The 26254-nt window shown below is 75.1% G+C and carries 4 protein-coding genes; all 4 read left to right on the plus strand.

Features of this window, described 5'->3' with window-relative positions:
- Positions 1-9: 9 nt before the first annotated feature.
- The gene (locus LE548_RS26805; RefSeq protein WP_225099518.1) at positions 10-6096 is read left to right on the plus strand and encodes a non-ribosomal peptide synthetase; all 6087 of its coding nucleotides are present in this window, start codon (positions 10-12) and stop codon (positions 6094-6096) included.
- Positions 6093-9782 carry an ACP S-malonyltransferase gene (gene fabD / locus LE548_RS26810; protein ID WP_225099519.1) on the plus strand — a complete coding sequence of 1230 codons (3690 nt, stop codon included), beginning with the start codon at positions 6093-6095 and terminating at the stop codon, positions 9780-9782. The genes LE548_RS26805 and fabD overlap by 4 nt, the downstream gene beginning before the upstream one ends.
- A gap of 89 nt (positions 9783-9871) precedes the next feature.
- A complete protein-coding gene (locus LE548_RS26815; protein WP_308030644.1) occupies positions 9872-25249 on the plus strand; it encodes an SDR family NAD(P)-dependent oxidoreductase in 15378 nt (5125 codons plus the stop codon).
- A partial coding sequence (locus tag LE548_RS26825) for a formyltransferase family protein (RefSeq protein WP_263636617.1) occupies positions 25246-26254 on the plus strand: 1009 nt, incomplete at its 3' end. The genes LE548_RS26815 and LE548_RS26825, both read left to right, overlap by 4 nt.

Genomic DNA, 26254 nt, shown 5'->3' on the forward strand with positions numbered 1-26254 from the left:
CTTCCCGCCATGTCCCACGACGACGCGCTCGCGTCCCGCAAGGCGCAGCTGTCCCCGCAGAAGCAGGCCCTGCTGCGGAAGCTGAGCGGTGCGGCGCGCCCGGAGGCGGAGACCACGGCCGGTCTGTCCGCGCAGAAGCAGGCCCTGCTGCGCAAGCTGACCGGTGCGGCGGCCCGTGAGGCGGGTGCCGGCGGTATCCCGCGCCGCCCGGCCGGCGTCCGGCCGGCCCTGTCGTTCGCCCAGCGCAGGCTGTGGTTCCTCGACCAGATGGTGCCGGGCAGCCCGGCGTACAACGTGCCGATGAGCTTCCGCGTGCGCGGGCCGCTGCGCCGCGAGGTGCTGGAGCGGGCGGTGCGGGAAGTCGTACGCCGGCACGAGGCGCTGCGCACCCGGCTGCCCAGCGAGGACGGCGAACCCTGGCAGGAGGTCCTGGACGAGCTGCACATCCCGGTGGAGCTGGTGGACCTCGGTGCCGAGCCGTCCCGGCTGGACGCCCTGGTGTTCGAGGAGGCCCGCCGCCCGTTCGACCTCGCGGCCGGCCCGCTGCTGCGGGTCACGCTGTACCGGCTCGCCCCCGAGCTGCACGTGGTTCTCCTCAACGCCCACCACGTCGTGGTCGACGGCTGGTCGCTGGGGCTGTTCTGGCAGGAGCTGTTCACCCTCTGCCAGGCCTTCGCCGCCGGCCGGCCCTCGCCCCTGCCCGAACTGCGGGTGCAGTACCCCGACTTCGCCGTCTGGCAGCGGGAGTACATGGCGGGGGAGCGGCTGGAGACCCAGCTCTCCTACTGGCGCGAGCAGCTCGGCGACGGCACCGAGAACCTGGAACTGCCGCTCGACCGCCCCAGGCCGCCGGTGCAGACCTTCTCCGGCGGCGACCTCCGCGTCGTCTACCCGGGCTCCCTGCGCGACGAGCTGCTCGCCCTGTGCCGGCGCGAGGGCGTCAGCCTGTTCGTCGTCCTGCTCGGCGCGCTGAACGTGCTGCTGCACCGCTGCACCGGCCAGACCGGCATCCCGGTGGGGTCCCCGGTGACCAACCGCACCCACGTGGACATCGAGCCGCTCATCGGCATGTTCGTCAACACCCTCGTGTACCGCACGGACCTGACCGGCGATCCCGACTTCCACGAGGTGCTGCGCCGGGTGCAGGACGTCGTCAACGGTGCCCAGCAGCACCAGGAGGTGCCGTTCGAGGTCCTGGTCGACGCGCTGCGGCCGGAGCGCTATCTGTCCCAGAACCCGCTGTTCCAGGTCTGCTTCAACTTCCTGCCCGCCCGCCCGCTGCAGACCGGATCCGAACTCGTCATCGAGGCGATCGAGGGCGTACGCAACGCCACGTCCAAGTTCGACCTGTGGATCAGCGTCGTCGACCGCTCCGACGAACTGCTGGTCGAGGTCGAGTACAACGCCGACGTGTTCGGCCCGGACACCGTCCGGCGGCTGATGGACGCCTACCGGGTGGTGCTGGCCTCGGCGATCGCCGAACCCGGGCGCCGCGTCTCCGAGCTGGAGATCCTCTCCGACGCCGAGCGCCGCAGGATCGTCGAGGAGTGGAACGACACCGCCCGCGACTTCGAGGGCGCGGACCGCTGTCTGCACGAGCTGATCGCCGAGCAGGCCGCGCGCACCCCCGACGCCACCGCGCTCGTCCTCGACGGGGAGCGGATCGGGTACGGCGAACTCGACGCGCGGGCCGGACGGCTCGCCCGCTGGCTGCGCCGGCACGGAGCGGGCCCGGAGCGGTTCGTCGCCGTGTGCGCCGAGCGCTCCGCGGAGCTGGTCGTCGCCCTGCTCGGCGTGCTGAAGTCGGGCGCCGCCTATGTGCCGCTGGACCCCGAGTACCCGGTGGAGCGGCTGGAGTTCATGCTGGCGGACACGGCCCCCGCGATCCTGCTCACCCAGGAGCATCTGCGCGGCCGGCTGCCGCACACCGACGCCACCGTCCTCGCCCTCGACACCGGCTGGGAGTCCACGGCCGACGCGGCGGGCGACCCGCTGCCCGCGGACGCGGACCCGGACACCCTGGCCTACATGATCTACACCTCCGGGTCGACCGGCCGGCCCAAGGGGGTGCTGAACACCCACCGCGGCATCGTCAACCGGCTGCTGTGGATGCAGGACCGCTACCGCCTCGACGGCACGGACCGCGTGCTGCAGAAGACGCCGTGCAGCTTCGACGTGTCGGTGTGGGAGTTCTTCTGGCCGCTCATGACCGGTGCCACGCTGGTGCTCGCCCGGCCCGGGGAGCACCGGGACCCGGCCGCCCTGGCCGCCGTGATGCGCCGCGAGGGCATCACCACGGCCCACTTCGTGCCGTCCATGCTGCAGGTCTTCCTGGAGCAGGACGGCCTGGCGGAGAGCTGCGCCCGGCTGCGCCGGGTGGTGTGCAGCGGAGAGGCCCTGCCGTTCAGCCTGCAGGAGCGGTTCTTCGCCCGGCTGCCGCACTCCGGACTGCACAACCTGTACGGGCCGACCGAGGCCGCCGTCGACGTGACCGCGTGGCAGTGCGTGCCCGGTGACGAACGCGGCATCGTGCCCATCGGCCGCCCCATCGCCAACACCCGGACGCTGGTGCTGGACCAGCACCTCAACCCGGTCCCCGTCGGCGTCGTCGGCGAACTCCACATCGGCGGTGTGCAGGTGGCCCGCGGCTACCACAACCGGCCCGAACTGACCGAGGAACGCTTCGTGCCCGACCCGTTCGGCGCCCCCGGCGACCGGCTGTACAAGACCGGCGACCTGGCGCGGCTGCTGCCGGACGGAGCGATCGAGTACCGCGGTCGGGCCGACTTCCAGGTCAAGGTCCGCGGCATCCGGATCGAGCCCGGAGAGGTCGAGGCCGTACTCACCCGGCACCCGGAGGTACGCGAGGCCGCCGTCGTCGCCCGTGACGACGAACGCTCCCCGGACCGCAAGCAGCTGGTCGCCTACGTCGTCCCCGCCCCCCGCCCCGCCGACGGCGCGGCGGAGCCGGCCGAGCCCGCCACCGGCCAGGTCGACACCTGGGCGGCCGTGTTCGACGAGGCCTACGGCAAGGGCGAGGGGGAACACGCCGCCGACTTCAACATCACCAGCTGGAACAGCAGTTACACCGGCGAGCCGCTGCCCGCCGAGGAGATGCGGGAGTGGGTCGAGGGCACGGTCGCACGCATCCTCGCCCTCAAGCCCCGGCGGGTGCTGGAGGTCGGCTGCGGCACGGGCCTGCTGCTGTCCCGCATCGCCCCCCACTGCGAGGCCTACCACGGCACCGACATCTCCGCCGCCGCCCTGGACTTCGTCCGCACGAGGCTGCTCGCCGACCGCCCCGACCTGGCCGGCGTCACCCTGTCCCGGAGCGCCGCGGACGCCATCGCCGATCTGCCCGCCGGGCCGTACGACGTGGTGATCCTCAACTCCGTCGTCCAGTACTTCCCCGACGCCGGCTATCTGCGCACGGTCCTGGACCAGGCCGTGGCCGCCGTCGGCGACGAGGGTGCCGTCTTCGTCGGCGACGTGCGCAACCTGGCCCTGCTGGAGACCTTCCACACCGACGTGGAACTGCACCGCGCCCCGGCCAAGCTCACCGCCGCCCGGCTGCGCGCCCGGGTCGCCCGGCAGCTCAGGCAGGAGCAGGAACTGCTGGTCCACCCCGCCTTCTTCACCACCCTGCCCCTGGACCACCCGCGGATCGGCGCGGCGGACGTGGAGCTGCGCCGCGGTGTCCACCACAACGAGCTGACCCGCTACCGCTACGACGCGATCCTCCACGTCGGCGCGCGGCCGGCCGATGCCGCCGAGGCCGACGTCCTCGACTGGCAGCCCGGCTGCGGCCCGGAGACGATCCGCGACCGGCTCACCGCCGGGCGGCCGGAATCCCTTGCCCTGCTCGGCGTACCCAACGCCCGGCTGGCCGCGGCCCGTCACAAGCGGCGGGCGCTGTCCGCCAAGGATCCGCAGGAACTGGTCGGCGAGCTGCTGCGCGACCCGGTCCCCGGCCCCGACGCCGGCGTCGACCCCGAGCACTGGTGGCAACTCGGCGAGGAGACCGGGTACCAGGTGCGGGTGTCGTGGCTGCCGGAGGCGACCGACGGCAGCTACGCCGTGCTGTTCAGCCGCACCGGCACCCACCGGCTGCCCCTGCCGCGGCACCGGCCCGAACCCCCGGCCAACGACCCGGCCTTCCAGCGCCGGGCCGCCGAGCTGGCGCGCGAGCTGCGCCGGCATCTCAAGGACCGGCTGCCGGACTACATGGTCCCGGCCGCCGTCATGCCCCTGCGTGCCCTCCCGGTCGGCGTCAACGGCAAACTCGACCGCGACGCGCTGCCCCCGGTGGACTTCGGCGACGCACAGGGCTCCGCCGACGCGCCGGCCACGCCCACCGAAAGGGTGCTGGCCGAGCTGTGGGCCGAGGTGCTGGGCGTCGACGAGGTCGGCGTGCACACCAACTTCTTCGAACTCGGCGGCGACTCGATCCACACCATCCATGTCGTGGCCAAGGCCCGCGCCCGGGGCTTCGAACTCACCCCGCAGATGGTCTTCCAGCAGGGCACGATCGCCGCCCTGGCCGCCGGCCTGGACGAGGCCACCACCGGTACGTCGGCGGTCGGCACGGCTGCCACCGGCACGACCGCCACCGGCGACGCGGCCGCCCGCATCGCGCAGGCCGCCGCCCCCGACAGCCCGCCGGCCGGGCCGGGCGTCTCCGACGTGGTCGAGGTGTATCCGCTCTCCCCGTTCCAGCGCTGGGCCCTGAAGGAGTGGCGCGCCCACCCCGATCCGGGCCTGTTCCTGGTGCACCGGCTGCAGATCCTGCGGCTGCCCGAGATCGACAGGGACCTGTTCACCGACAGCCTGCGCCGTGTGATCGAGGAGTTCCCGCTGATGCGGACCAGCTTCCGCTGGGCGGACGGCGCGGAGCCGGCACAGGCCGTGCACGCGACGGCGGAGCCGGAGGCCGTGTTCGCCGACTGGCGGGGCCTCGCGGAGGAGGAGCAGAACGCCCGGCTGGAACAGCACCTGCGCGCCGACCGCGAGCGGGGCGTCGACCTGGGCACGCCGAGCGGCCTGCGCTACCTCCTGGCCCAGCTGGACACCGACACCGCCCTGGTCGTGGTCAGTCTCAACTACTTCTGCCTGGACGGCTGGAGCTACGAGATCGTCACCGACCGCCTCCAGGAGCTGCTGGACGCCGGTGCCGCCGGACGGCGCCCGGCCCCGCCCGCCGAGCGCCTGCCGTTCCGCGACTTCGTCGAGGCCGCCCGCGCCCAGGACCCGGCCCCGGCCGAACGCCACTGGCGGCAGGCGCTGCGCGGACTCACCCGGCCCTTCTCGCTCTCCCGCGGCCTGCGCCGCCGGCTGCCCTCGGCACCGGCCGAGAGCGGGTACGCCCGCCAGGTGATCACGCTGGACCCGGCGGCCATGCTGTCCCTGCGGCAGCTCGCCCAGCGCCACCGGCTGTCGCTCAACGCGCTGTTCCAGGGCGCCTGGGCGCTGACCAACGCCGCCCTGGCCGACAGCGACGACGTCGTCCACGGCGTACTCACGACCGGACGGTCCGCGCCGCTCGCCGACCCGGAGGCCCTGGCCGGCATGGTCGGGCCCGCGTTCAGCATCCTGCCGCTGCGCACCCGGGTGCGGGCCGGACAGGACGCCGCGGAGTTCCTGCGCACGCTCTTCGCGAGCCTGGTCGAGACGGGCGGCCACGAGACCCTCTCCCTGGACGCCGTACTCGCCCTGAGCGAGCTGCCCGAGGGCGCGCTGCCCTGCGAGAGCTACGTGGTCTTCCAGAACGTCGGCGTGGACTCCATGGAACGCTCCGGGACCGCCTTCTTCGTCTCCAAGATGGGCTTCCCGCTGCGGCTGGACGTCTTCCCGACCAACACCACCACCGTGCACCTGTCGTACTACCGCGATGTGATCCCGGACGCCGGGGCGCGCCGCCTGCTCACCGGGCTGCGCGCGGTGCTCGCGGCCATGACCGACGGCCTGGACCGTCCGGTCGAGGCGCTCCTCGACGCGGCGCGGGCGGACGGACCGGCCCCGGCGGGCCTGGAGGTCTTCCACGAGGGCCGGTTCCGCGTCGGCGACGTCCGGCGGCAGCAGGAAGGGGACCGCGGGTGACGCCGAAGGTCGTCTTCCAGTTCTCCGGCCAGGGATCCCAGTACCGCCGCATGGGCCTCGGCCTGTACCGCGGCGAGCCCGTGTTCCGCGACACCCTGGACCGGCTCGATGCCGTCGCCCGGGACGAACTCGGGGTGTCCGTACGGGACGAGATGTACGACGAGCGGCGCAGGACCGAGCCGTTCGACGACATCCGCTTCACCCACCCGGCCATCGTCATGGTGGAACTCGCCCTGACCGACACCCTCATCCACCACGGCATCGAACCCGACCTGCTGCTCGGCGCCAGCCTGGGCGAGTTCACGGCGGCCGCGGTGGCGGGCGCGCTGGACGCCGAGCAGTGCCTGCGCCTGGTGGTGCGCCAGGCGCGGCGGCTGCGGTCGGCGCGCTCCGGCGGGATGCTCGCCGTCCTCGCCGACGCCGATCTGCACCAGCGGGTGCCGGTGCTGCGTGAGCGCACCGAGATCGCCGCCCGCAACTACCCCGGCCACTTCGTCGTCGCCGGCACCGAGGACGCCCTCGACGCGGCGGAGGACGAGCTGCGGCTGCGGGATGTGGTCTGCCACCGGGTGCCGGTCGCCTACCCGTTCCACTCGTCCCTCATGGACGACGGCGAAGCGGCGTTCCGGGACCTCATGGCCGAGGCCGACTTCCGGCCGCCGCGGCTGCCCGTGATCTCCTGCGTCACCGGCGCGCAGGTCGACCGGCTCTCGGCCGATCACCTCTGGAACGCCGGCCGCCGGCCCATCGAGTACGCCGCCACGCTCACCGCGCTGGAGCGCCGCGGCCCGCACCACTACCTCGATCTCGGACCGTCCGGAACCCTCCACAACTTCGTCCGCGGCGGCCTGCCGGACGGCTCGCGCTCCCGGTCGTACGCGCTGCTCAGCCCGCTGGCCGACGACGCGCGGCAACTGGCCGCCGCACGCGCCGCGTTCCCCGCCCGGCGCCGCACCCACCTCGCAGCCAAGGACACCGCCATGAAGGTCTACGGATTCCCCGGTCAGGGCAGCCAGGCCAAGGGCATGGGCAGGAACCTCTTCGACGAGTTCCCCGACGAGACGGCGACCGCCGACCGGGTGCTCGGCTACTCGATCCGGGAACTGTGCCTGGAGGACCCGCGCCGCGAGCTGAAGCTCACCCGGTTCACCCAGCCGGCGCTGTACGTGGTGTCCGCGCTGACCTGGCTGCACCGGCTGCGCGAGGATCCCCGGCCGCCGGACTACCTGATCGGGCACAGCCTGGGCGAGTACGGCGCGCTGTTCGCCGCGGGCGCCTTCGACTTCGAGACCGGCCTGCGGCTGGTGCGGTGGCGCGGCGAGCTGATGAGCCGGGCCGGCGGCGGACGGATGGCGGCGGTACTGGGCTGCGAGCTGGACCGGGTGGAGCGGGCGCTGGCCGAGCACGGGCTGACCGGGCTGGACATCGCCAACCACAACGCCCCCACCCAGTTCGTGCTGGCCGGCCCCACGGAGGAGATCGACCGGGCCAAGTCCGTCTTCGAGTCCCTGGGCGCCCACTACCTCACCCTCAACGTCAGCGCCCCCTTCCACTCCCGCGCCATGCGCCCGGTGGCCGACGAGTTCGCCTCCTACCTGGACGGCTTCACCCTGCGCGATCCGGACGTCCCGGTCATCGCCAACGTCGACGCCCGCCCCTACGGGCCCGGTGAGGTACGGGACAAGCTGATCCGCCAGATCCACTCGCCGGTGCTGTGGACCGACTCGGTGCGCTATCTGATGGGCCACGGCGACTTCGATTTCGAGGAACTGGGCCCCGGCTCGGTCCTGCGCAAACTGGTCACCCGCATCACCACGGAGGCCCCCGCCCACCGGACCACCCCGGGGCACCCCGCGCCGGCCCTCCCGGCACGGGAGCCCGTCCGGGCCGCAGCACACTCCGTGACGGACACTGCGGCGGACAGTGCGGCGGCGGAGCCCCTGCGGCACCGTCCCGCGCAGACACCTCCGGCGACCGCCCCCGCCGGGGAACCGTTGCTGGACCACCCTGCCGGAGAGCCGTTTCCGGGCCGCCCGGCCGGGGAGACGGTGCCGAACCGCCCCGCAGGGGAGCCGTTGCCGTCCCGTCCCGCCGTAGAGGTGGTCCGTGCTCCCCGTGCCGTCCCGGCGGCCGTGGTCGACGCCGTCCCGGCCGGTACCGAGGCACCGCGTGACCCCGCGGCCGCACCGGCTCCGTCTCTGGCCGACCCGGGCCTGTCTGTGGCCGCACCGGCTCCGTCTTCGGCCGACCCGGGCCCGTCTCCGTCCGACCTGGGCCTGTCTGTGGCCGCACCGGCTCCGTCTTCGGCCGACCCGGGTCTGTCTTCGGCCGTACCGGGCCCGTCTCCGGTCGTACCGGCTCCGTCCCCGGACGCACCGGTCGTGCGGCCGACCCCGCACCAGCCCCCCGTGCCGGCCGGGGTGCGGGGTGGGACGCTGGGGGCTGCGTCGTTCCGGGACCGGTACGGGTTGCGCTACGCCTACCTCGCCGGGTCCATGTACGGCGGTGTCTCGGGGCCGGAGCTGCTGACCCGGCTGGCCAAGGCCGGTGCGATGGGGTGTTACGGCACCGGCGGGGTGCCCCTGGCCGAGGTGGAAGGACAACTGGCGGAGCTGCGCGGGCAGTTGGGTGCCGACGGGGCGTTCGGAGTGAATCTGCTGCACACGCCGGCCGACCCCGGGCGGGAGTCGGCGCTCGTGGACCTGTTCCTGCGCGCCGGGGTCCGTACCGTGGAGGCCTCCGGATTTCTGCGGATCACCCCGGCACTGGTGCGCTACCGGCTCACCGGCGGCCGGGTGCTGGCCAAGGTGTCCAGCACCGACATGGCCGCCGCCTTCCTCGCCCCGCCGCCCCGCCCGCTGGTCGAGCGCCTGGTGGCCGAGGGCCGTGTGGATGCCCGGGACGCCGAGCGCCGGGCCGGCCTGCCCATGGCCGACGACCTCGTCGTCGAGGTCGGATCCGCCTGGTTCGACGACGCGGTCGGCAGCCTGGCCGCCCTGCTGCCCGCGGTGCTCCGGCTGCGCGACGAGCGCGCCGGAACCGGACCACGGGTGCACGTCGGCGCGGCCGGCGGCATCGGCACCCCGGAGGCCGCGGCCGCCGCGTTCATGATGGGTGCCGACTTCCTGCTGACCGGCTCCGTCAACCAGTGCACCCCGCAGGCCGCCACCAGCGCCGAGGTCAAGGACCTGCTCCAGCGGCTCGACCCGCACGACGTGGCCCTCACCCCGTCCCCGGAGATGTTCGAACTCGGCATGCGGGTGCGGGCGGTCAGGCGCGGGGTGTTCCTCCCGGCCCGCGCCGCCAAGCTGCACGACCTGTGGGCCCGGTACGACTCCTACGAGGACATCGACGAGCCGACCCGCCGCCGGCTGGAGGACGGCTTCCTGCCCGGGGCGTCCGCCGCGGTCGCGACGCAGGCGGGCGGCGACGCCAAGGCGCGGATGGCCGCGGCCTTCCGGTCGTACCTGGACCACGGGTTCGACCTGGCCCGGCGCGGCGAGCCCGGCCGGCGGGTCGACTACCTCGTCTACTGCGGGCCCGCGATGGGCGCGTTCAACGCCTGGGTGGCCGGCACGGACCTCGCCCCCTGGCAGGCGCGGGACGTCGACACGATCGCCGAGCGCCTGCTGGCCGAGACCGCGGATCTGCTCCGCAGGCGGGCGTCCGCCTTCCTGGGCCCGTGAGGCCCGTGGCGGTACCTGCACCCCGCCCGCCGGACGACGACACCGGCACCCGTAACGACAGTTCGCACAACGAGGGAAGAGGAACGAGCGTGGCTTCGCACGACGGCACCGAGGGAACCGACGGCGTCGGCGGCACGGACGCGACGGAAGCGACGGACGCGACCGACGCGGCGGACGCGGCGGACGCCGACATCGCCATCGTCGGGATGGCGGGGCGGTTCCCGGGCGCCGGCAGCGTGGAGGAGTTCTGGGACCTGCTCCGCGAGGGACGCGAGGGCCTCACCCGGTTCACCCCGCAGGACCTCGCCCCCGGCATCCCGGCGGCCCTCAGCACCGACCCCGCGTACGTCCCGGCGCACGGCGTGCTGCCCGACGTCGACCTGTTCGACACCGCGTTCTTCGAGCTGACTCCCGCCGAGGCCGAGGTCACCGACCCCCAGCACCGGCTGTTCCTGGAGACCTGTCACGCCGCACTGGAGAACGCGGGCTGGGACCCCTCCCGCTACGACGGCCTGATCAGCGTCTACGGCGGGGCCGCCATCAACACCTACCTCCAGCAGAACGTCCTGCCCGCCATCGATCAGACCGCGACCTCGGACCACTTCAGGGTCATGGTCGGCAACGACAAGGACTTCCTGGCCACCCGGGTCAGCTACAAGCTGGGCCTGCGCGGCCCGAGTTACAGCGTGCAGACGGCCTGCTCCACCTCGCTGGTCGCCATCCACCTGGCCTGCCAGGGCCTGATCAACGGCGAGTGCGACATGGCGCTCGCGGGCGGCGTCACCGTCAAACTCCCGCAGCGGCGCGGCTACCTGTACGAGGAGGGCGCGATCCTGTCCCCGGACGGCCGGGTCCGCACCTTCGACGCCGACGCCGGCGGGACCGTGCTCGGCAACGGCGTCGGCGTCGTGGTGCTCAAGCCGCTCGCCGACGCCCTCGCCGACGGCGACACCGTGTACGCCGTCATCAAGGCCACCGCCACCAACAACGACGGCTCGGCGAAGGTGAGTTACTCCGCCCCGAGCAAGGAGGGGCAGGCCGCCGTCATCGCCGAGGCCCACGCCGTCGCCGGAGTGGACCCGCGGACCATCACCTACGTCGAGGCACACGGCACCGCCACCCGGCTCGGCGACCCCGTGGAGGTCTCCGCGCTCACCGACGCGTTCCGCAGGGCGGGCGACGACACCGGCTTCTGCGCCATCGGATCGCTGAAGTCCAACGTCGGCCACCTCGACGCGGCGGCGGGCGTGGCCGGGGTCATCAAGACGGCGCTCATGCTCCGCCATCGCTCACTGGTGCCGAGCCTCAACTTCGAGCGGCCCAACCCCGCCATCGACTTCGCCGCGTCCCCGTTCTACGTCAGCACCGACACCCGGCCCTGGGAGTGCGAGGGTCCCCGGCGCGCCGGCGTCAGCTCCTTCGGCATCGGCGGCACCAACGCCCACGCGGTCCTGGAGGAGGCCCCCGAGCCGACGGCGGCGGACCCCTCTCCGAGGGACGCCGAACTGCTCGTCCTGTCCGCCCGGACGCCCACGGCGCTGGACACCCTCACCGACCGGCTGGCCGACCACCTGGCGGCGCATCCCGGCGCCCCGCTCGCGGACGTCGCCCACACCCTGGCCGTGGGCCGCCGCCCGCACCGGTACCGGCGCACGGTGATCTGCCGGGACACCGCAGAAGCCGTACGTCTGCTGCGTGAACGGACCGAGCCCGGCTGCCGTACCGGAGAGGCCGGCCCCCGGTCCGCCGGCACCCGCCACATCCCCGACCGCAGCCTGCCCGGGGACCGGCTCCTGGAGACCGTCCGCGACGCCTGGCTCGGCGGCGCGGACATCGACTGGGCGGTCTTCTACGAAGGGGAGCGCCGCCGCAGGGTGCCGCTGCCCACCTACCCCTTCGAGGGCCGGCGCGTATGGCTGGAGCCCCCCGCCCCGGCGCCCGCGCCCTCCGGCGGGCACCCGCTGCTCGGCGCCAACACCTCCACGCTCGCCGAGCACCGCTACGACACGGCGTTGACCGGCACCGAGTTCTATCTCGCCGAGCACCGGGTGGGCGGGGAACCGGTCATGCCGGCCGTGGCCTATCTGGAGATGGCCCGCGCGGCCGGCGCGCTCTCCCTGCCGCCGGGCCCCCTGCGGCTGAGCCGGGTCTCCTTCGAGGCCCCGCTGTCCTTCGCCGCGGGCCCCCGCACCGTACGGCTGCTGCTCACCCCGCACGGGGACGGCGCCCGCTTCACCGTCACCGCCCGCCCGGCCGACGCTCAGCCGGCGGCCGGTGAGGAGGAGATCCACGCCCGCGGCGAGCTCACCCCGGCCCCCGGCGACCGCCCCGCGAACCTCGACGCGGACGCCCTCCTGCGACGCTGCCCCGACACCCTCGCCGGACCGGAGCTGTACGACCTGCTGCGCGCCCACGGACTGGACTACGGCCCGTCGATGCGGGCCGTCCGCGAACTGCGCCGGGGCACCGGCGAGGCCGTCGGCGAGCTCGTCCTGCCCGACACCCCCGCCGCCCGCGCCGCACACGGTCCGGAAGCCGGCTTCGCGCTCCACCCGGCACTGCTCGACGGCGCCCTGCACACCGTCGTGGGACTGCTCGCCGCCCGCGAGGAACCCGGCACCCGCTTCCTGCCGCTCGCGCTGGGCGCCCTGGAGGTGGGCGCACCGCTGCCGCAGCGCTGCCTGGCCCATGTCGAGCTGCCCGCCCAGCGCACCGGGACCAAACAGGTCAAGGCGGACGTCACCGTGACCGACCCGGACGGCGTCGTCGTGGCCCGGCTGCGGGAGCTGTCGGTACGCACCGTGCGCGACGAGCACCGGCCTCCCGCCACGGCCCTGTTCCGGGCGGCGTGGACAGCGGCCGACGAGACAGCCGCGGCGGACAGGACAGGGGTGGACGAGCCCGCGCCCGGCGGCCCGCTGCTGCTGCTCGCGCACGAGCCGGAGCGGCGTGCCGAAATGGTCGCCGCCCTGCGCGCGGTCGGCGCCGGCGATCCCGACGTGATCCTCGTGACCCCCGGTACCGCGTTCACCCGCGTCGACGACGGGCACTACACCGTCGGCCCCGCCGCCCAGGCCGACTACACCGCACTGCTGGACGGGCTCGGTGACGGCCGCCGGCCCACCGCCGTCCTGCACACCTGGTGTCACACCGACGCCCCCGCGGACCCGCTCGCCGCCACCGCCGCCGACCAGGGCCCGCGCTCCGTCGTCGCCCTCACCAAGGCCCTGCTGGAACGCCGCGGCACCGCCCCTACCGGGGTGCTGATCGCCCATCGCACGGACGACGCCGGCGCCGACCCGGCCCCCGCCGCCCTGGCCGGCTTCGGCCGCGGCGTCACCCAGGAGAACCCCCGGCTGACCTTCACCCTGGTCGGCCTGGACGCCGGCACCCCGGCCGGGCCGGCCCTGGCGGCCGAACTGGCCCGTACGGCCGAGGGCGAGCGCGAGGTCCGCCACCGCGGCGGCGTCCGCCTGGTCCGCCGCCACCGGCGGGCAGCGGCGCCCGCCGCCGAGACCGCCCCGGCCTTCCGGGACGGAGCCGTGTACGTGATCACCGGCGGGACCGGCCCGCTCGGCCTGGCCGTGGCCCAGCACATCGCGGCCGGCACCCGCGCCCGGCTGGAACTCCTCGCGCGCGGCGAACCGGGCGCGGACGCGCTGCGCACCATCGAGCGGATCCGCGCCGCCGGCAGCACGGTCACCGTCCGGCGGGCGGACGTCACCGACCCGGACGCGCTGGGCGAGGCCCTGGCGGCGGTGCGGGCCGAGCACGGGCCGGTGCGCGGGGTGGTCCACGCGGCCGGGCTGCTCGGCGACTCCTTCCTGCTGCGCAAGAGCTGGGCGGAGTTCGCCGAGGTGATCCGTCCCAAGACGGACGGCACTGTGCACCTGGACCGCCTGACCGCCGACGACCCGCTGGACTTCTTCGTCTGCTTCTCCTCGATCGCCGGTGTCTTCGGCAACGCCGGGCAGAGCGACTACGGCTACGCCAACGCCTTCCTGGACGCCTTCGCCGAGCGCCGGGCGGAACTCGTCACCGCCGGCCACCGCCGGGGACTGAGCCTGTCCCTGGCCTGGCCGCTGTGGCAGGACGGCGGCATGCGCCAGAGTGAGGAGGCGGCCCGCGCGCTCGCCCACCGGCTCGGCCTCGCCGCCCTGCCCACGGCCGACGCCCTGGCCGCCCTCACCGATGCGCTGGCCGGGCCCGCCGGGGCCGTCCTCGTCGGCCACGGCGACCTGGCGCGGATCTCCGCCGCGCTGGAGCCCGTTCCCGCCCGCCCCCGCACCGCCGAGGACACCCCGCCGCAGCCGTCCGTCCCGCCACGGGAGGAGTCCGGCGTCCGGCCGTCCGCCCCGGTGCCCGCCGAGTGGGCGACGTCCTGGCTGCGCCGGCTGCTCGCCCGGGAGACCAAGCTGGACCCCGCGGAGCTCGACCCCGAGGTGCCGTTCGACCGGTACGGCATCGACTCGCTCGTCATCACCCGGCTCAACACCGAGCTGGAACGGCACTTCGAGGACCTGCCGAAGACCCTGTTCTTCGAATACACGACCTTGGAGGAGCTGGCCGGCCACTTCATCACGGAGTACGGCCCCCGGCTGGCCGAGCTGGCCGCCGCGGAAGCCGCACCGCAGCCCCCCGCCGAGGCCCGCGCGCCGCACCACCCGGAGACCCCGCACCACCCTCAGACCCAGAGGACCCTGGAGACCCCGAAGGCCTTCGGGAGTCCGCAGTCCCAGGGGAACCCGGGGGACGCCGACGGGCTCGCCGACGGGATCGCCGTCATCGGGCTCGCCGGCCGCTACCCTCTCGCGGACGACCTCGACGAGTTCTGGGAGAACCTCGCCGCCGGACGCGACTGCGTCACCGAGATCCCGGCGGACCGCTGGGACCACGACCGCTACTTCCACCCCGACCCCTCGGCCACCGGCCGCGCCTTCGGGAAGTGGGGCGGATTCGTGCGCGACGTCGACCGCTTCGACCCGCTGTTCTTCGGCATCGCGCCGCGCGAGGCGGAACTGATGGACCCGCAGGAGCGGCTGTTCCTGCAGAATGCCTGGCACGTCGTCGAGGACGCCGGCTACCGGCGGGCCGACCTGTCCGGGCGCCGCGTCGGCGTCTTCGTCGGCGTCATGTACGGCGAGTACCAGCTCTACGGCGCCGCCGACGCCGAGCGAGGCGGCATCCGCGTCACCGGCTCCTCCTTCGCCTCGATCGCCAACCGGGTGTCGTACACCCTGGGCCTGACGGGGCCGAGCATCGCCCTCGACACCATGTGCTCGTCGTCCCTCACCGCGATCCACCTGGCCTGTGACAGCCTGGCCCGCGGGGAGAGCGAACTCGCCCTGGCGGGCGGGGTGAACCTGTCCCTGCACCCGTACAAGTACGTCTTCCTCAGCCAGGGCCGGTTCCTGTCCACCGACGGCCGCTGCCGCGCCTTCGGCGCCGACGGCTCCGGGTACGTCCCCGGTGAGGGCGTCGGCGCGGTGCTGCTGAAGCCGCTGTCCGCGGCGATCCGGGACGGCGACCACATCCACGGCGTCATCCGCGGCCACGCCGTCAACCACGGCGGGCGTACCAACGGATACACCGTGCCCAGCCCGAAAGCCCAGGCCGACACGATCGAACGGGCCCTGCGCGCGGCCGGTCTCGCACCGTCCGACATCGACTACCTGGAGGCGCACGGCACCGGCACCGCGCTCGGCGACCCGATCGAGATCGCCGGACTGACCAAGGTGTTCGGCAGCGCGGGCCCGGACCGCGAGCAGCGGCCGATCGGCTCGGTGAAGTCCGCCGTCGGCCACCTGGAGTCGGCCGCCGGGATCGCCGGACTGACCAAGGTGCTGCTCCAGTTCCGGCACGACCGGCTCGTGCCTTCGCTGCACGCCGACGAGCCGAACCCGAACATCGACTTCTCCCGCTCGCCCTTCCGGGTGCAGCGCACCGCCGCCGACTGGCCGCGGCACGAGGGAACCGACGGCCCCGCGCCGCGCCGCGCCGGCCTCAGCTCCTTCGGCGCGGGGGGCGCCAACGCCCACCTCGTCGTCGAGGAACACCTCGACCGCCCGCAGCGCACCGACGTGCCCGTCGCCGAGCAGCGCTTCCGCGGACCGCTGGTCTTCCCGCTGTCCGCGCGCGACCCCGAACGCCTGCGCGCCTACGCCGCCCGGCTCGCCGACTTCGCCGAGCGTGCCCGGGTACGGGCCGCCGACCTGGCCCACACCCTCCAGACGGGTCGCGAGGCCATGGAGGAGCGGCTCGTGATCGTCGCCGAGAACGGCGCCCAACTCCTGCGCGCCCTACGTGAGGGGGCCGTGGCCCGCCGGGACGGTGAGCCGGCCCTGGTCCGCCGGGACGGCGACGCGGCCTCGGTCCGTCGGGACGGTGACGCGGAGCTGGTCGGCCCGTACGGTGCGGGGGTCTCGGGCCGTCGGGGCGGCGACGCGGGGCCGGTCGTCGAGCGGCTCGTGGCGCAGTGGCTGCGTGAGGGCAAGGCCGACTGGAGTCTGTTGCCGGACGGTGGCGAGGGCCGGCCACGGCGTATCCCCGCCCCGCTGTACCCGTTCGCCCGCGAGCGCTACTGGGTGCCCGCGGCCGACCGCACCGATCCCACGGCGCGGCGCCCGCACCCGCTCATCGACGCCAACGAGTCCACGCTCGACGAGGTCCGCTTCCGGCGTACCTTCCGTGCCGACGAGCCCCTGATCCGCGATCACCTCATCGAGGGCCGGCTGCTGCTGGCCGGCACCGTCTGCCTGGAGCTGGCCCGCGCCGCGGCCCGGCTCGCCGGCCTCGGCCGGCCGGACGCCGTGCGGGACGTGCTGTGGGGGCGGCCCGTGGAGCTCGCCGGGGACTCCCGCGACGTGTACGTGACGCTGAGCCGCGCCACCGGCGACCGGGGCACGGCCGGCGAGCTGTCCTTCACCGTGTGGACCCACGACGACGGCGACGACCGCACCGTGCATGTGCGCGGCACCGTGTCGGCCGTACCCGAAGACGGCCCCGCAGGCGCCCCCGGTGACGGCGCCCCCGGCGCCCCAGCCGACCTCACGGCGCTGCGCGCGGCCTGGCCGGAGCGCGTGGACCGTGCCGCCGTCCAGCGCGCCTACCACGACGCCGGCTTCGCCTACGGCCCCTCCTTCGAGGTCATCGACGCCGTGCACCGGGGGACCGGCGGCGCGCTCGTCCGGCTGACCCTGCCCGGACCGGGCCCGGCCACCGGCACCGCCGAGGCCGAACTGCTGTCGCCCGCCCTGCTGGACGGCGCCCTGCGTGCCTGCCACTGGGCCGATGCCGAACCGCCGGGCCGGGGCGGTCAGCTGGCCGTGCCGTTCAGTCTCGACGCGCTGCGCATCGCGGCCCCGGGTCGGCCGCTGCCCCGCTCCTGCTGGGCGTACGCCGTCCCCACCGGCGGCACCGGTACGGCGTCCCAGCCGCGCCGGTTCGACGTGCGGATCGTCGACGACCACGGCCATGAGCTGCTCAGCCTGACCGGCTTCGGCGGCCGGCTGCTCCCCACGGCCGGGGCGGAGACCACCGCCGCACCGGCCACCGGGTCCTCCGTGCCGCCCGCCGACCCCTTCTTCTACCGGCAGGAGTGGGCGGACCGGGCGCCGGAGCCCGCCCGGTCCGCGGCCGCGGACACCGTCCTCGTGCTCGACGGCACCGGAACGACCGCGGCCGCGCTGGCCGCCGCCGCCCCGGCCCGGCGGATCGTCGAGGTGCGCCCCGGGACGGAGTTCGAGCGGACCGCGCCCGACCGGTTCACCGTCGTCCCGGAGCGGACCGAGGACTACGAGCGGATCCTGCGCGAGCTGAACCCGGACGGCGTCCGTGCCCTGGACGTCGTCCACCTCTGGGGCCTGCACTCCGAGCCCGCCCGCTACGGCACCGACGCCGCGGACGACACGGCCCGAGCCGCCCTCGACCGTGCCCTCGCCCTCGGCGTCGGCTCCCTGCGCGCGCTCGTCCGCGCGGTCGGCGCCCTCCGGCCCGCCGCACGGGTGCGATGCGCCTACGTCGTGGAGGAAGCGGAGGAATCCGCGGGCGGAGTCCGGCCCGACCAGGAGGCCGCAGCCGGCTTCGCCGCGTCGGTCACGGCCGTCGTACCCGGGTGCGAGCTGTTCACGGTCACCTGTGCGGACGGTCTGGCCCGTTCGCCCGGCCTGGCCGAGCTGCTGACGCAGGAGCTGGACCGGGGCGGCCGCACCGCCGGCCTGGAGGTGCGCCGCTCGCGGTCCGGGCGTCAGGTGCGGGTGCTGCGCCGGGTGACCGGTGCCGGGGAGGCCGGGACGGCACCCGAGGGCCTGCCGCTCAAGACCGGCGGCACCTATCTCGTCACCGGCGGGACCGGCGGCATCGGCCTGACGCTGGCGCGTCACCTGGCCGCGGCGCACCGGGCACGGCTGGTGCTGGTCAGCCGCTCGGCCGACCGCCCCGAGGCGCGGGCCGCCGCCGAGGAACTGACCACCCTGGGCGCGACCGTGCTGCTGGCCGCCGCCGACGCCGCCGACGCCGAGGGCATGCGGGCGGTGCTGGACCGGGCCAAGGAGCGGTTCGGCCACCTGGACGGCGTCTTCCACCTGGCGGGCGCGGCCGACCGGGGCACCGTGCTCACCCTGGAGCCGGGCCGCTTCGCCGAGCTGCTCGCCGCCAAGGCGCACGGCGTCCGGCTGCTGGACGCGCTCACCGCCGACGAGCCGCTCGACCTGTTCGTGGTGTTCTCCTCCCTCGCCTCGGTGGTCGGCGACTTCGGAGCCTGCGCCTACGCGGCCGCCAACCGCTTCCTCGACTCCTACGCCGAGCTGCGCGCCGCCCGGGTCCGGGCCGGGCTGGCCCGGGGCCGCACGCTCGCCCTGGCCTGGCCGCTGTGGCAGGCGGGCGGCGTGGACGAACTGCTGAGCGAGACGGAGCTGGCCGGGTTCCGGCGGCGGACCGGGATGCGCGCGTTCACCGGGGACGAAGGCATCCTCGCCCTGGAACGGGCCGCCGGCACCGGACTGGTCCGGGTGGCGCCCGCCCTCGGCGACCCGGCCACCGTCGACCAAGCCCTGACCGGGCACCCGGATCTCCCCGGCCCGGACCCGGAGCTCCCCGGCCCGGACCCGGCGGAGCCGGAACGCACCGGGGCCGCCGCGGCAGAGCTTGCCTCCGGCACTCTCACCCGGCTCGGCGACCACCTGCGCGACCTGCTGGCGCGGGTGCTCGGCCTCGCGGCGCACCGCATCGACCCCCGGACCCCGCTAGAGGCCTACGGCCTGGAGTCCGTCCTCGTCATGGAGGTCAACCAGCTGCTGGAACGGGACTTCCCCGGCGTGCGCGGCACCGTGCTGTTCGAGTACCGCACGGTGCAGGAACTGGCCGGGCACCTGCTGAGCGACCACGCCGAGGACGTACGACGGCTGTTTCCCACCCCCGGCACCCCGCAGGGGCACACCGCTCCACGACCCGCCCACGAGCACCCCACGCCCGTGCCGGACAAAACCGAGGCCAAGGCCGAGGGCAAGGCCAAGGCCAAGGCCGAGGGCAAGGCCGAGGGCAAGGCCGACGACATCGCGATCATCGGGATCAGCGGCCGCTACCCGGACGCGCGCGACCTGGACGAGTTCTGGGAGAACCTGCTCCAGGGCCGCGACTCGGTCACCGAGGTCCCCCGGGAGCGCTGGGACGCGGACGCCGTGTTCCACGCCGACGCCTCGGTGCCCGGCACCAGTTACGGCCGCTGGGGCGGATTCCTCGACGACGTCGACCGCTTCGACTCTCTCTTCTTCCGCATCCCGCCCGCGCAGGCCAAGCTGATGGACCCGCAGGAACGGCTGTTCCTGGAGGCCTCGTGGTCGGCGCTGGAGAACGCGGGCTACCCGCCCTCCCGGCTGCCGCGCCCCCGCCACGGCGGCCAGGGCCACGACGTCGGCGTCTTCGCCGGTGTCATGTGGGGCGACTACGCCCAGCTGGCCGCCGAGGAGTCGGTCCGGGGCAACCACCACGCCGTCCTGGCCAACCGCTCCTCCGTCGCCAACCAGGTGTCGTACTTCTGCGACTTCCGCGGCCCGAGCGTCGTCGTCGACACCGCCTGTTCTTCCTCCCTGGTCGCCCTGCACCAGGCGTGCGAGAGCCTGCGCCGCGGTGAGTGCCGGTACGCGCTGGCCGGCGGGGTCAACGTCTCCGTGCACCCGCTGAAGTACCAGCACCTGAGCCGGATGCGCATGCTCTCCACCGACGGCCGGTGCCGCTCGTTCGGCGCGGGCGGCAGCGGCTACGTGCCCGGCGAGGGCGTGGGCGTCGTCCTGCTCAAGCGGCTGTCGGAGGCCGTCGCCGACGGCGATCACATCCACGCCGTGATCAAGGCGACCGCGGTCAACCACGGCGGCCGCACCAGCGGCTACACGGTGCCCAACCCGCAGGCCCAGCAGGCGCTGATCGAGGAGGCCCTGGAGCGGGCCGGCATCGACCCGGCCACCGTCGGCTGTGTCGAGGCGCACGGCACCGGCACCGCCCTGGGCGACCCGATCGAGCACACGGCCCTGCGGCAGGCGTTCGCCGACGCGCCGGACACCGTGGGGGTGCGCGCGCTGGGCTCGGTCAAGTCCAACATCGGCCATCTGGAGGGCGCCGCCGGTATCGCCGGAGTCACCAAGGCCGTGCTCCAGCTGGCGCACGGCCGGCTGGTCCCCTCCCTGCACGCCGACGAGCTCAACCCCGTCATCGACTTCTCCCGCTCCGCCTTCCGCGTCCAGCGCGAGGCGGCCGACTGGCCCCGGCCGACGGCCCGGACCGACGCAGGACCGGTGGAACTGCCCCGGCGGGCGAGCGTCAGCTCCTTCGGCGCGGGCGGCACCAACGCCCATGTGATCCTGGAGGAGTACCGGGCTCCGGCCGAGGCGACTCGCGCCGCGCCGTCCGACAGTGAGGAACTGCTGGTGCTCTCGGCGCGCACCGCGGAGCGGCTGCGGGTCTACGCCGGCGACCTGGCGACGTACCTGCACCGGGCCCGGCCGCGCCTCGCCGACGTCGGCCACACCCTGCGGGCCGGCCGGGAACCGCTGCCCGAGCGGCTGGCCTTCCTGGCGTCCGGCACCGCCGACGCCGTCGAGAAGCTCGCCGCCTTCGCCCGCGGCGAGACCGGCTCCTGGGCCGTCCTCGGCACCGCCGAGCAACACGCGTCGATCGCCGACGTGTTCACCGAGGGCGCGGGCCCCGGCTTCCTGCGCACCCTGGCCGCCGACGGCGACCACACCCGCCTGGCCCGACTCTGGGTCTCCGGCGCCTTCGACACCTGGCACCCCCTGAACCTGAGCCCCGGCCCACACCACACGGTGCCGCTGCCGAGCTATCCCTTCGAACACGTACGACACTGGCTGCCACTGCCGGACAGGGCCGGGACGTCGGACACCACCCGCACCCCGGCCCCCGGCACCGCAGCCCCCGGCCCGGCACCGGCGGCAGACCTGTCGGCCGGGGCCTCCGCCGCCGTATCCGCCGGGGCCCCCGCCCTCGTATCCGCAGGCCCACCCACCGCCGCAGCCGCTGCCGAGAGTCCGGAAGGCCGCCAGGAAGGGCCACGGCACGAGTCCGCCGCAGGACCCGCCGAACGGCGGAGCCTGTGGCTGGCGGGGGAGGAGCCGGTCGTACGGGACCATGTGGTCGGCGGGCGGCGCGTTCTGCCGGGCGTCGGGCACCTCGACCTCGTCGCCGCGGCCCTGGACGGGCGGACCGCGTACGTCTTCCAGGAGGTGCGCTGGCTGTCTCCGGTCGTCGTCGAGGGCGACGGCACCCGCCTCGCCCTCGACCTGCGGCCCGGTGCCGAGGACGGGCGGCAGGGCTGCACCTACCGGCTGCACGCGGCCGACGGCGAGCGGACGTACTCGACGGGCCGGGTACTCCCGGCCGCCCCGGCCCCTTGCGCTCCGCTGGAGGCGGAGCGGATCCGTGCCGCATCGCCCCGCGAGGTGAGCGGTGCCGACCTCTACGCCGGACTCGGCCGCCAGGGGCTGCCGTACGGGCCGTACTTCCAGCGCGTGGAGCGGGCGTGGACCGGCGCCGGCGGCGCGCTCGCCCGGCTGCTGCCGCCCCGCGCCTGCCCCGACGGCGCCGGGCACGCCAACCTGCGCCCTGGCATGCTCGACGCGGCCCTGCACCCGCTGTCCGTGCTGCTCCCCGAGACCGACGGCGAGCGGCGGCCGCTGCTGCCGTTCGCCGCCGACACCGTCGAGGTGCACGGCCCGGTCCCGGCCACCGGCTGGTCGTACGTCCGCGACCTGGGCGGCCACCGCTACGACGTCACCCTCGCCGACGACACCGGACAGGTCCGCGTACGCATCCTCGGTCTCGCCCTGCGCGAGCTGCGGCGGGACGGGCACACCGCCGCCGCGCACGCGCCGGGCACCGACTTCCGGCCCCGCTGGATCTCCGCGCCGCGGCCCGCCCCGGACCCGGACGAGGCCGCCCCGCGCGCGGTGCTCACCGTCGCCCCGCCGGAGGCCGCCGCGCTGGCCGACGCGCTGGAGCGGGAGCATCCGCACGCCGAGCACACACGGCTGACGATCGGCGCCGACGGGCTGGACGAGGGCGACGTGCGCACGGCGCTGGACCGCGCCGCGCACACCGACCTGGTGTACTTCCTCGCCGTCGGCGGCGAGGCGGGGCTGCCCGCCACCGCCACCCGGATGGACGCCGACCGCGACCGCACCGTCGTCTCCCTCCACCGGCTGCTGCGCGGCCTGGAACAGGCCGGCTTCCTGGACCGCCCGCTGCGCCTGAAGGCCGTCACCGGCGACGGCTTCCCGCTCGGGGACCATGATCCGGTACGGCCCTGGGCCGCCGGGCCGGCCGGACTGTGCGAGGTGGCGGCCAAGGAGTTCCCGCGGCTGCGCACAGCCTGCCTGGATGTGCGCGGCACCGAGGCCGTGCAGCGGGCCGCGGACATCGCGGCCGAGCCGACGGCGTCCCGGGCCCGCCCGGTGTCGCTGCGCGGCGGCGTACGGCGCGTCCGGGTCCTGGAGGGGGTGGAGCTTCCCGAGGCCCCCACACGCTTCCGCGACCAGGGCGTGTACCTGGTGATCGGCGGGCTCGGGGTGCTCGGCCGGGACACCGCCCGGTACCTGGCCCGTACCCACCGGGCCCGGCTGGTGCTGGTCGGCAGGAGCCCGCTCGACGACGAGCGGCGGGCGGAACTGGCGGCCATCGGGGAACTGGGCGGTCAGGTCCGCTACGTGGCCTGCGACGCGGCCGACCCCGTCGCGCTGCGCCGCGCGGTCGACACCGCCAAGGACGTCTTCGGAGCGCTCCACGGAGTGATCCACTCGGCGATGGTGCTGGCGGACGAGCCGATCCGCACCCTGCCGGAGCGGCGGCTGCGCAGCGCCCTGACGGCCAAGGCGGACACGCTCTGGAGCACCTTCCAGGCGGTCCACGGCGAGCCGCTCGACTTCGTGCTGCTGTACTCCTCCGCGGTCACCCTGGAGGGCAACCACGGCCAGGCCGGATACGCGGCGGGCTGCCATGTCGCCGACGCCTGCGCCCTGGCCGCGGCCCGCACCGTGCCGTACCCCGTGCGGATCGTCCACTGGGGCTACTGGCACGGCGGCGGCGACGCGCACCGGGATCGGGTGCTGGGCCGCCTGGCCGCGGCGGGCATCGAGCCGATCCGCGCCGCGGAGGGCATGGCGGCCGTGGAGCGCGTGCTCAGCGGCACCGCAGCGCAGACCCTCGTGCTGAAGGCCGCGCCGGGGATCCTCGAAGGCCTGGGCGCCGACCCGCACACCGTGCTGCGGCCCCAGCCCGTACGGCCCGCCGTGGCCCTGGGAAGCCCCGGGGCCGGCCCCGCCGACGGAACGGACGGGCCCGCGGCCCCGTCGGTACCCGCCGCCACGGAGCGGCTCGCCCGCCGGCTGCTGGTCGGTGCCCTGCGGCGGATGGGTGTCCTGCACGCGCCGGGGGAGCGGTACACCCATGACGGGCTGCGGTCCCGGCTCGGCATCGCCGAGGGCCGGGAGCGGCTGCTCGGCCTCCTCGTCGACGTGCTGCTGCGCGGCGGCTGGCTGCGTACGGAGGCCGACGGCACGCTGGTGACCACCGACGCGCTGCACGAGGACCCCGAGCTGCGCCGCTGCCTCGCCGACCCCGAGGCCGCCACCCGGGAACTGACGGACCGTCACCCCGAGGCGCTGCCCGTCGCCACCCTCCTGCTGCGCTGCGTCGAGGCGCTGCCCGAGGTGCTGACCGGCCGGCGCGGTCACCTGGACGTGCTCTTCCCGGGCGGCTCCCTCGACCTGGTCGAGGCCGTCTACCAGAGCGACCCGGTGGCCGACCGCTGCAACGACCAGGTCGCCGACACCGTGCTGGCCTACGTCCAGGAGCGCCGCCGACGGGATCCCGCGGCCCACGTGCGCATCCTGGAGGTCGGCGCCGGCACCGGCGGGACCAGTGAGCGCGTGCTGCGCCAGCTGTCCGACGCCGGGCTCGGCGACCACCTCACCTACGTCTGCACCGACGTGTCCGAGGGCTTCGTCCGGCACGGCCGCCGGCGGTTCGCCGAGGCCCACCCGTACGCCGAGTTCCGCGTGCTCGACATCGAACGCGACCCGGTCGCACAGGACTTCGCCCCGGGCGGCTGCGACCTCGTCCTCGCGTCCAACGTGCTGCACGCCACCCGCCGGATCCACCGCACCCTGGCCCACGTCAAGCGGCTGCTGGGCACGCACGGCGTCCTGGTGGTCAACGAGGGCGTCGAACTGCAGGACCAGATGTCCCTGGTGTTCGGGCTGACGGACGGCTGGTGGCTGTTCGAGGACGCGGAGCACCGGCTGCCCGGATCCCCGCTGCTGAGCCTCGGCGGATGGTACGACGTGCTGGCCGAGCTGGGCTTCGGCCGGGTCACCGCGCACCGCCCGCCGGGCGGCGACGGGGGGCCCGCGCACCAGCGGGTGCTGGTGGCGCACAGCGACGGTCTCGTCCCGTCGGCACCGGCAGCGGCACCCCCGTCCGGTCCCGCCGGTCCCGCCGTACTGGCCGAGCCCGAGCGGCCCATGGCGGCGGCAATCGGCCGGCCGGCGCCCGCCGCACCGGTGGAGCGTACGGTCCGCTCCGTCTTCGCCCAGGTCCTGGAGATGCCCGAGCACCTCCTGGACCCCCGGGCCACCTTCGACAACTACGGCGTCGACTCCCTCGTCGCGCTGACGCTGACGAAGGAACTGGAACCGCACTTCGGGCCGCTTCCGGCGACTCTGCTGTTCGAGCACATCACCATCGAGCGGCTGGCCGCCTTCCTCGCGCCCCGCGCCACCACGGCCACGGCCACGACCACCACGACCACGACCACCACGACCGCCGACGCCCCGCCGCCCGCCCGGCAGGAGACGGCGTCCGACGGGCTGGAGGCCCTCGTCCAGGGCCTGTCCGACGAAGACGTGGACCGCCTGCTGCGCGAACTGAGCACCGCCCTGCGTACCGACGAGGAGCAGCGATGACACCGTCCTCCACCGCGCCCTTCACCGCCGTCCTGATCGGCGAGGAACCGCTTCTCGCCGAGTGCGGGGACCTGCTGTCGGCGCGGGGCCACCACATCGTCGCCGTGGTGGCCGGCGACAGCGGGCTGCGCCAGTGGGCGGCCCGCGCCGGGCTGTCCGTGATCGACCCCGGCCGCGGCCTGGCCGGCCGGCTGCGTCCGCTGCGCTTCGACCACCTCTTCAGCATCACCAACCTGCGGATGCTCCCGGAGGAGGTCCTGGCGCTGCCCGAACGCCTCGCCGTGAACTTCCACGACGCCCTGCTGCCGCGCCATGCCGGTCTGCACGCGACCAGCTGGGCGCTCCTGGAGGGCGCCGAGCGGCACGGGGTGACCTGGCACGTCATGGAGCGCGCGGCGGACACCGGCGACATCCTCAAGCAGCGCGAGGTGACCGTCGGCGCGGACGACACCGCCTACGCGCTCGACCTGCGGTGCTACGAGGCCGCCGCGGCCTCCTTCGCCGAGCTGGTGGACGAGCTGGCCGCCGGGACCGAGGCGCGCACCCCGCAGGACTTCGCGCTGCGCACGTACCACGGGGCCCACGACGGCCCGCCGCGCGGCGGCCTGATCTCCTGGGACCGGCCGGCCCGCGAGCTGGACGCGCTGGTGCGGGCCACCACGTTCGGCCCGCACCACCGCAACTCCTTCGGGCTGGCCCTGCTGGTCCTGGGCGAGCGGCTGCTGGCCGTCCGGGCGGCCACGGTCCTCGACCGCGCCTCCTCGCTGCCGCCCGGCACGGTGGTCGAGGTGACGGACGACGCCGTGATCGTGGCCACCACGGACCGGGACGTACGGCTGACCGACCTGGCCGACGCGGACCGGGGCCCCTGCCGCCCGGCGGAGTCGGGCATCCACCCGGGCGACAGATTCACCCAGGTCGACGACGCCCGCGCCGACCAGTGGGCAGCCACCGCCCGAGCCGCCCGCCCCCACGAACCCCACTGGACCCACCACCTGACCACCC

The sequence above is a fragment of the Streptomyces sp. CoH27 genome, from assembly GCF_020181035.1.
GTDB lineage: Bacteria > Actinomycetota > Actinomycetes > Streptomycetales > Streptomycetaceae > Streptomyces > Streptomyces camelliae.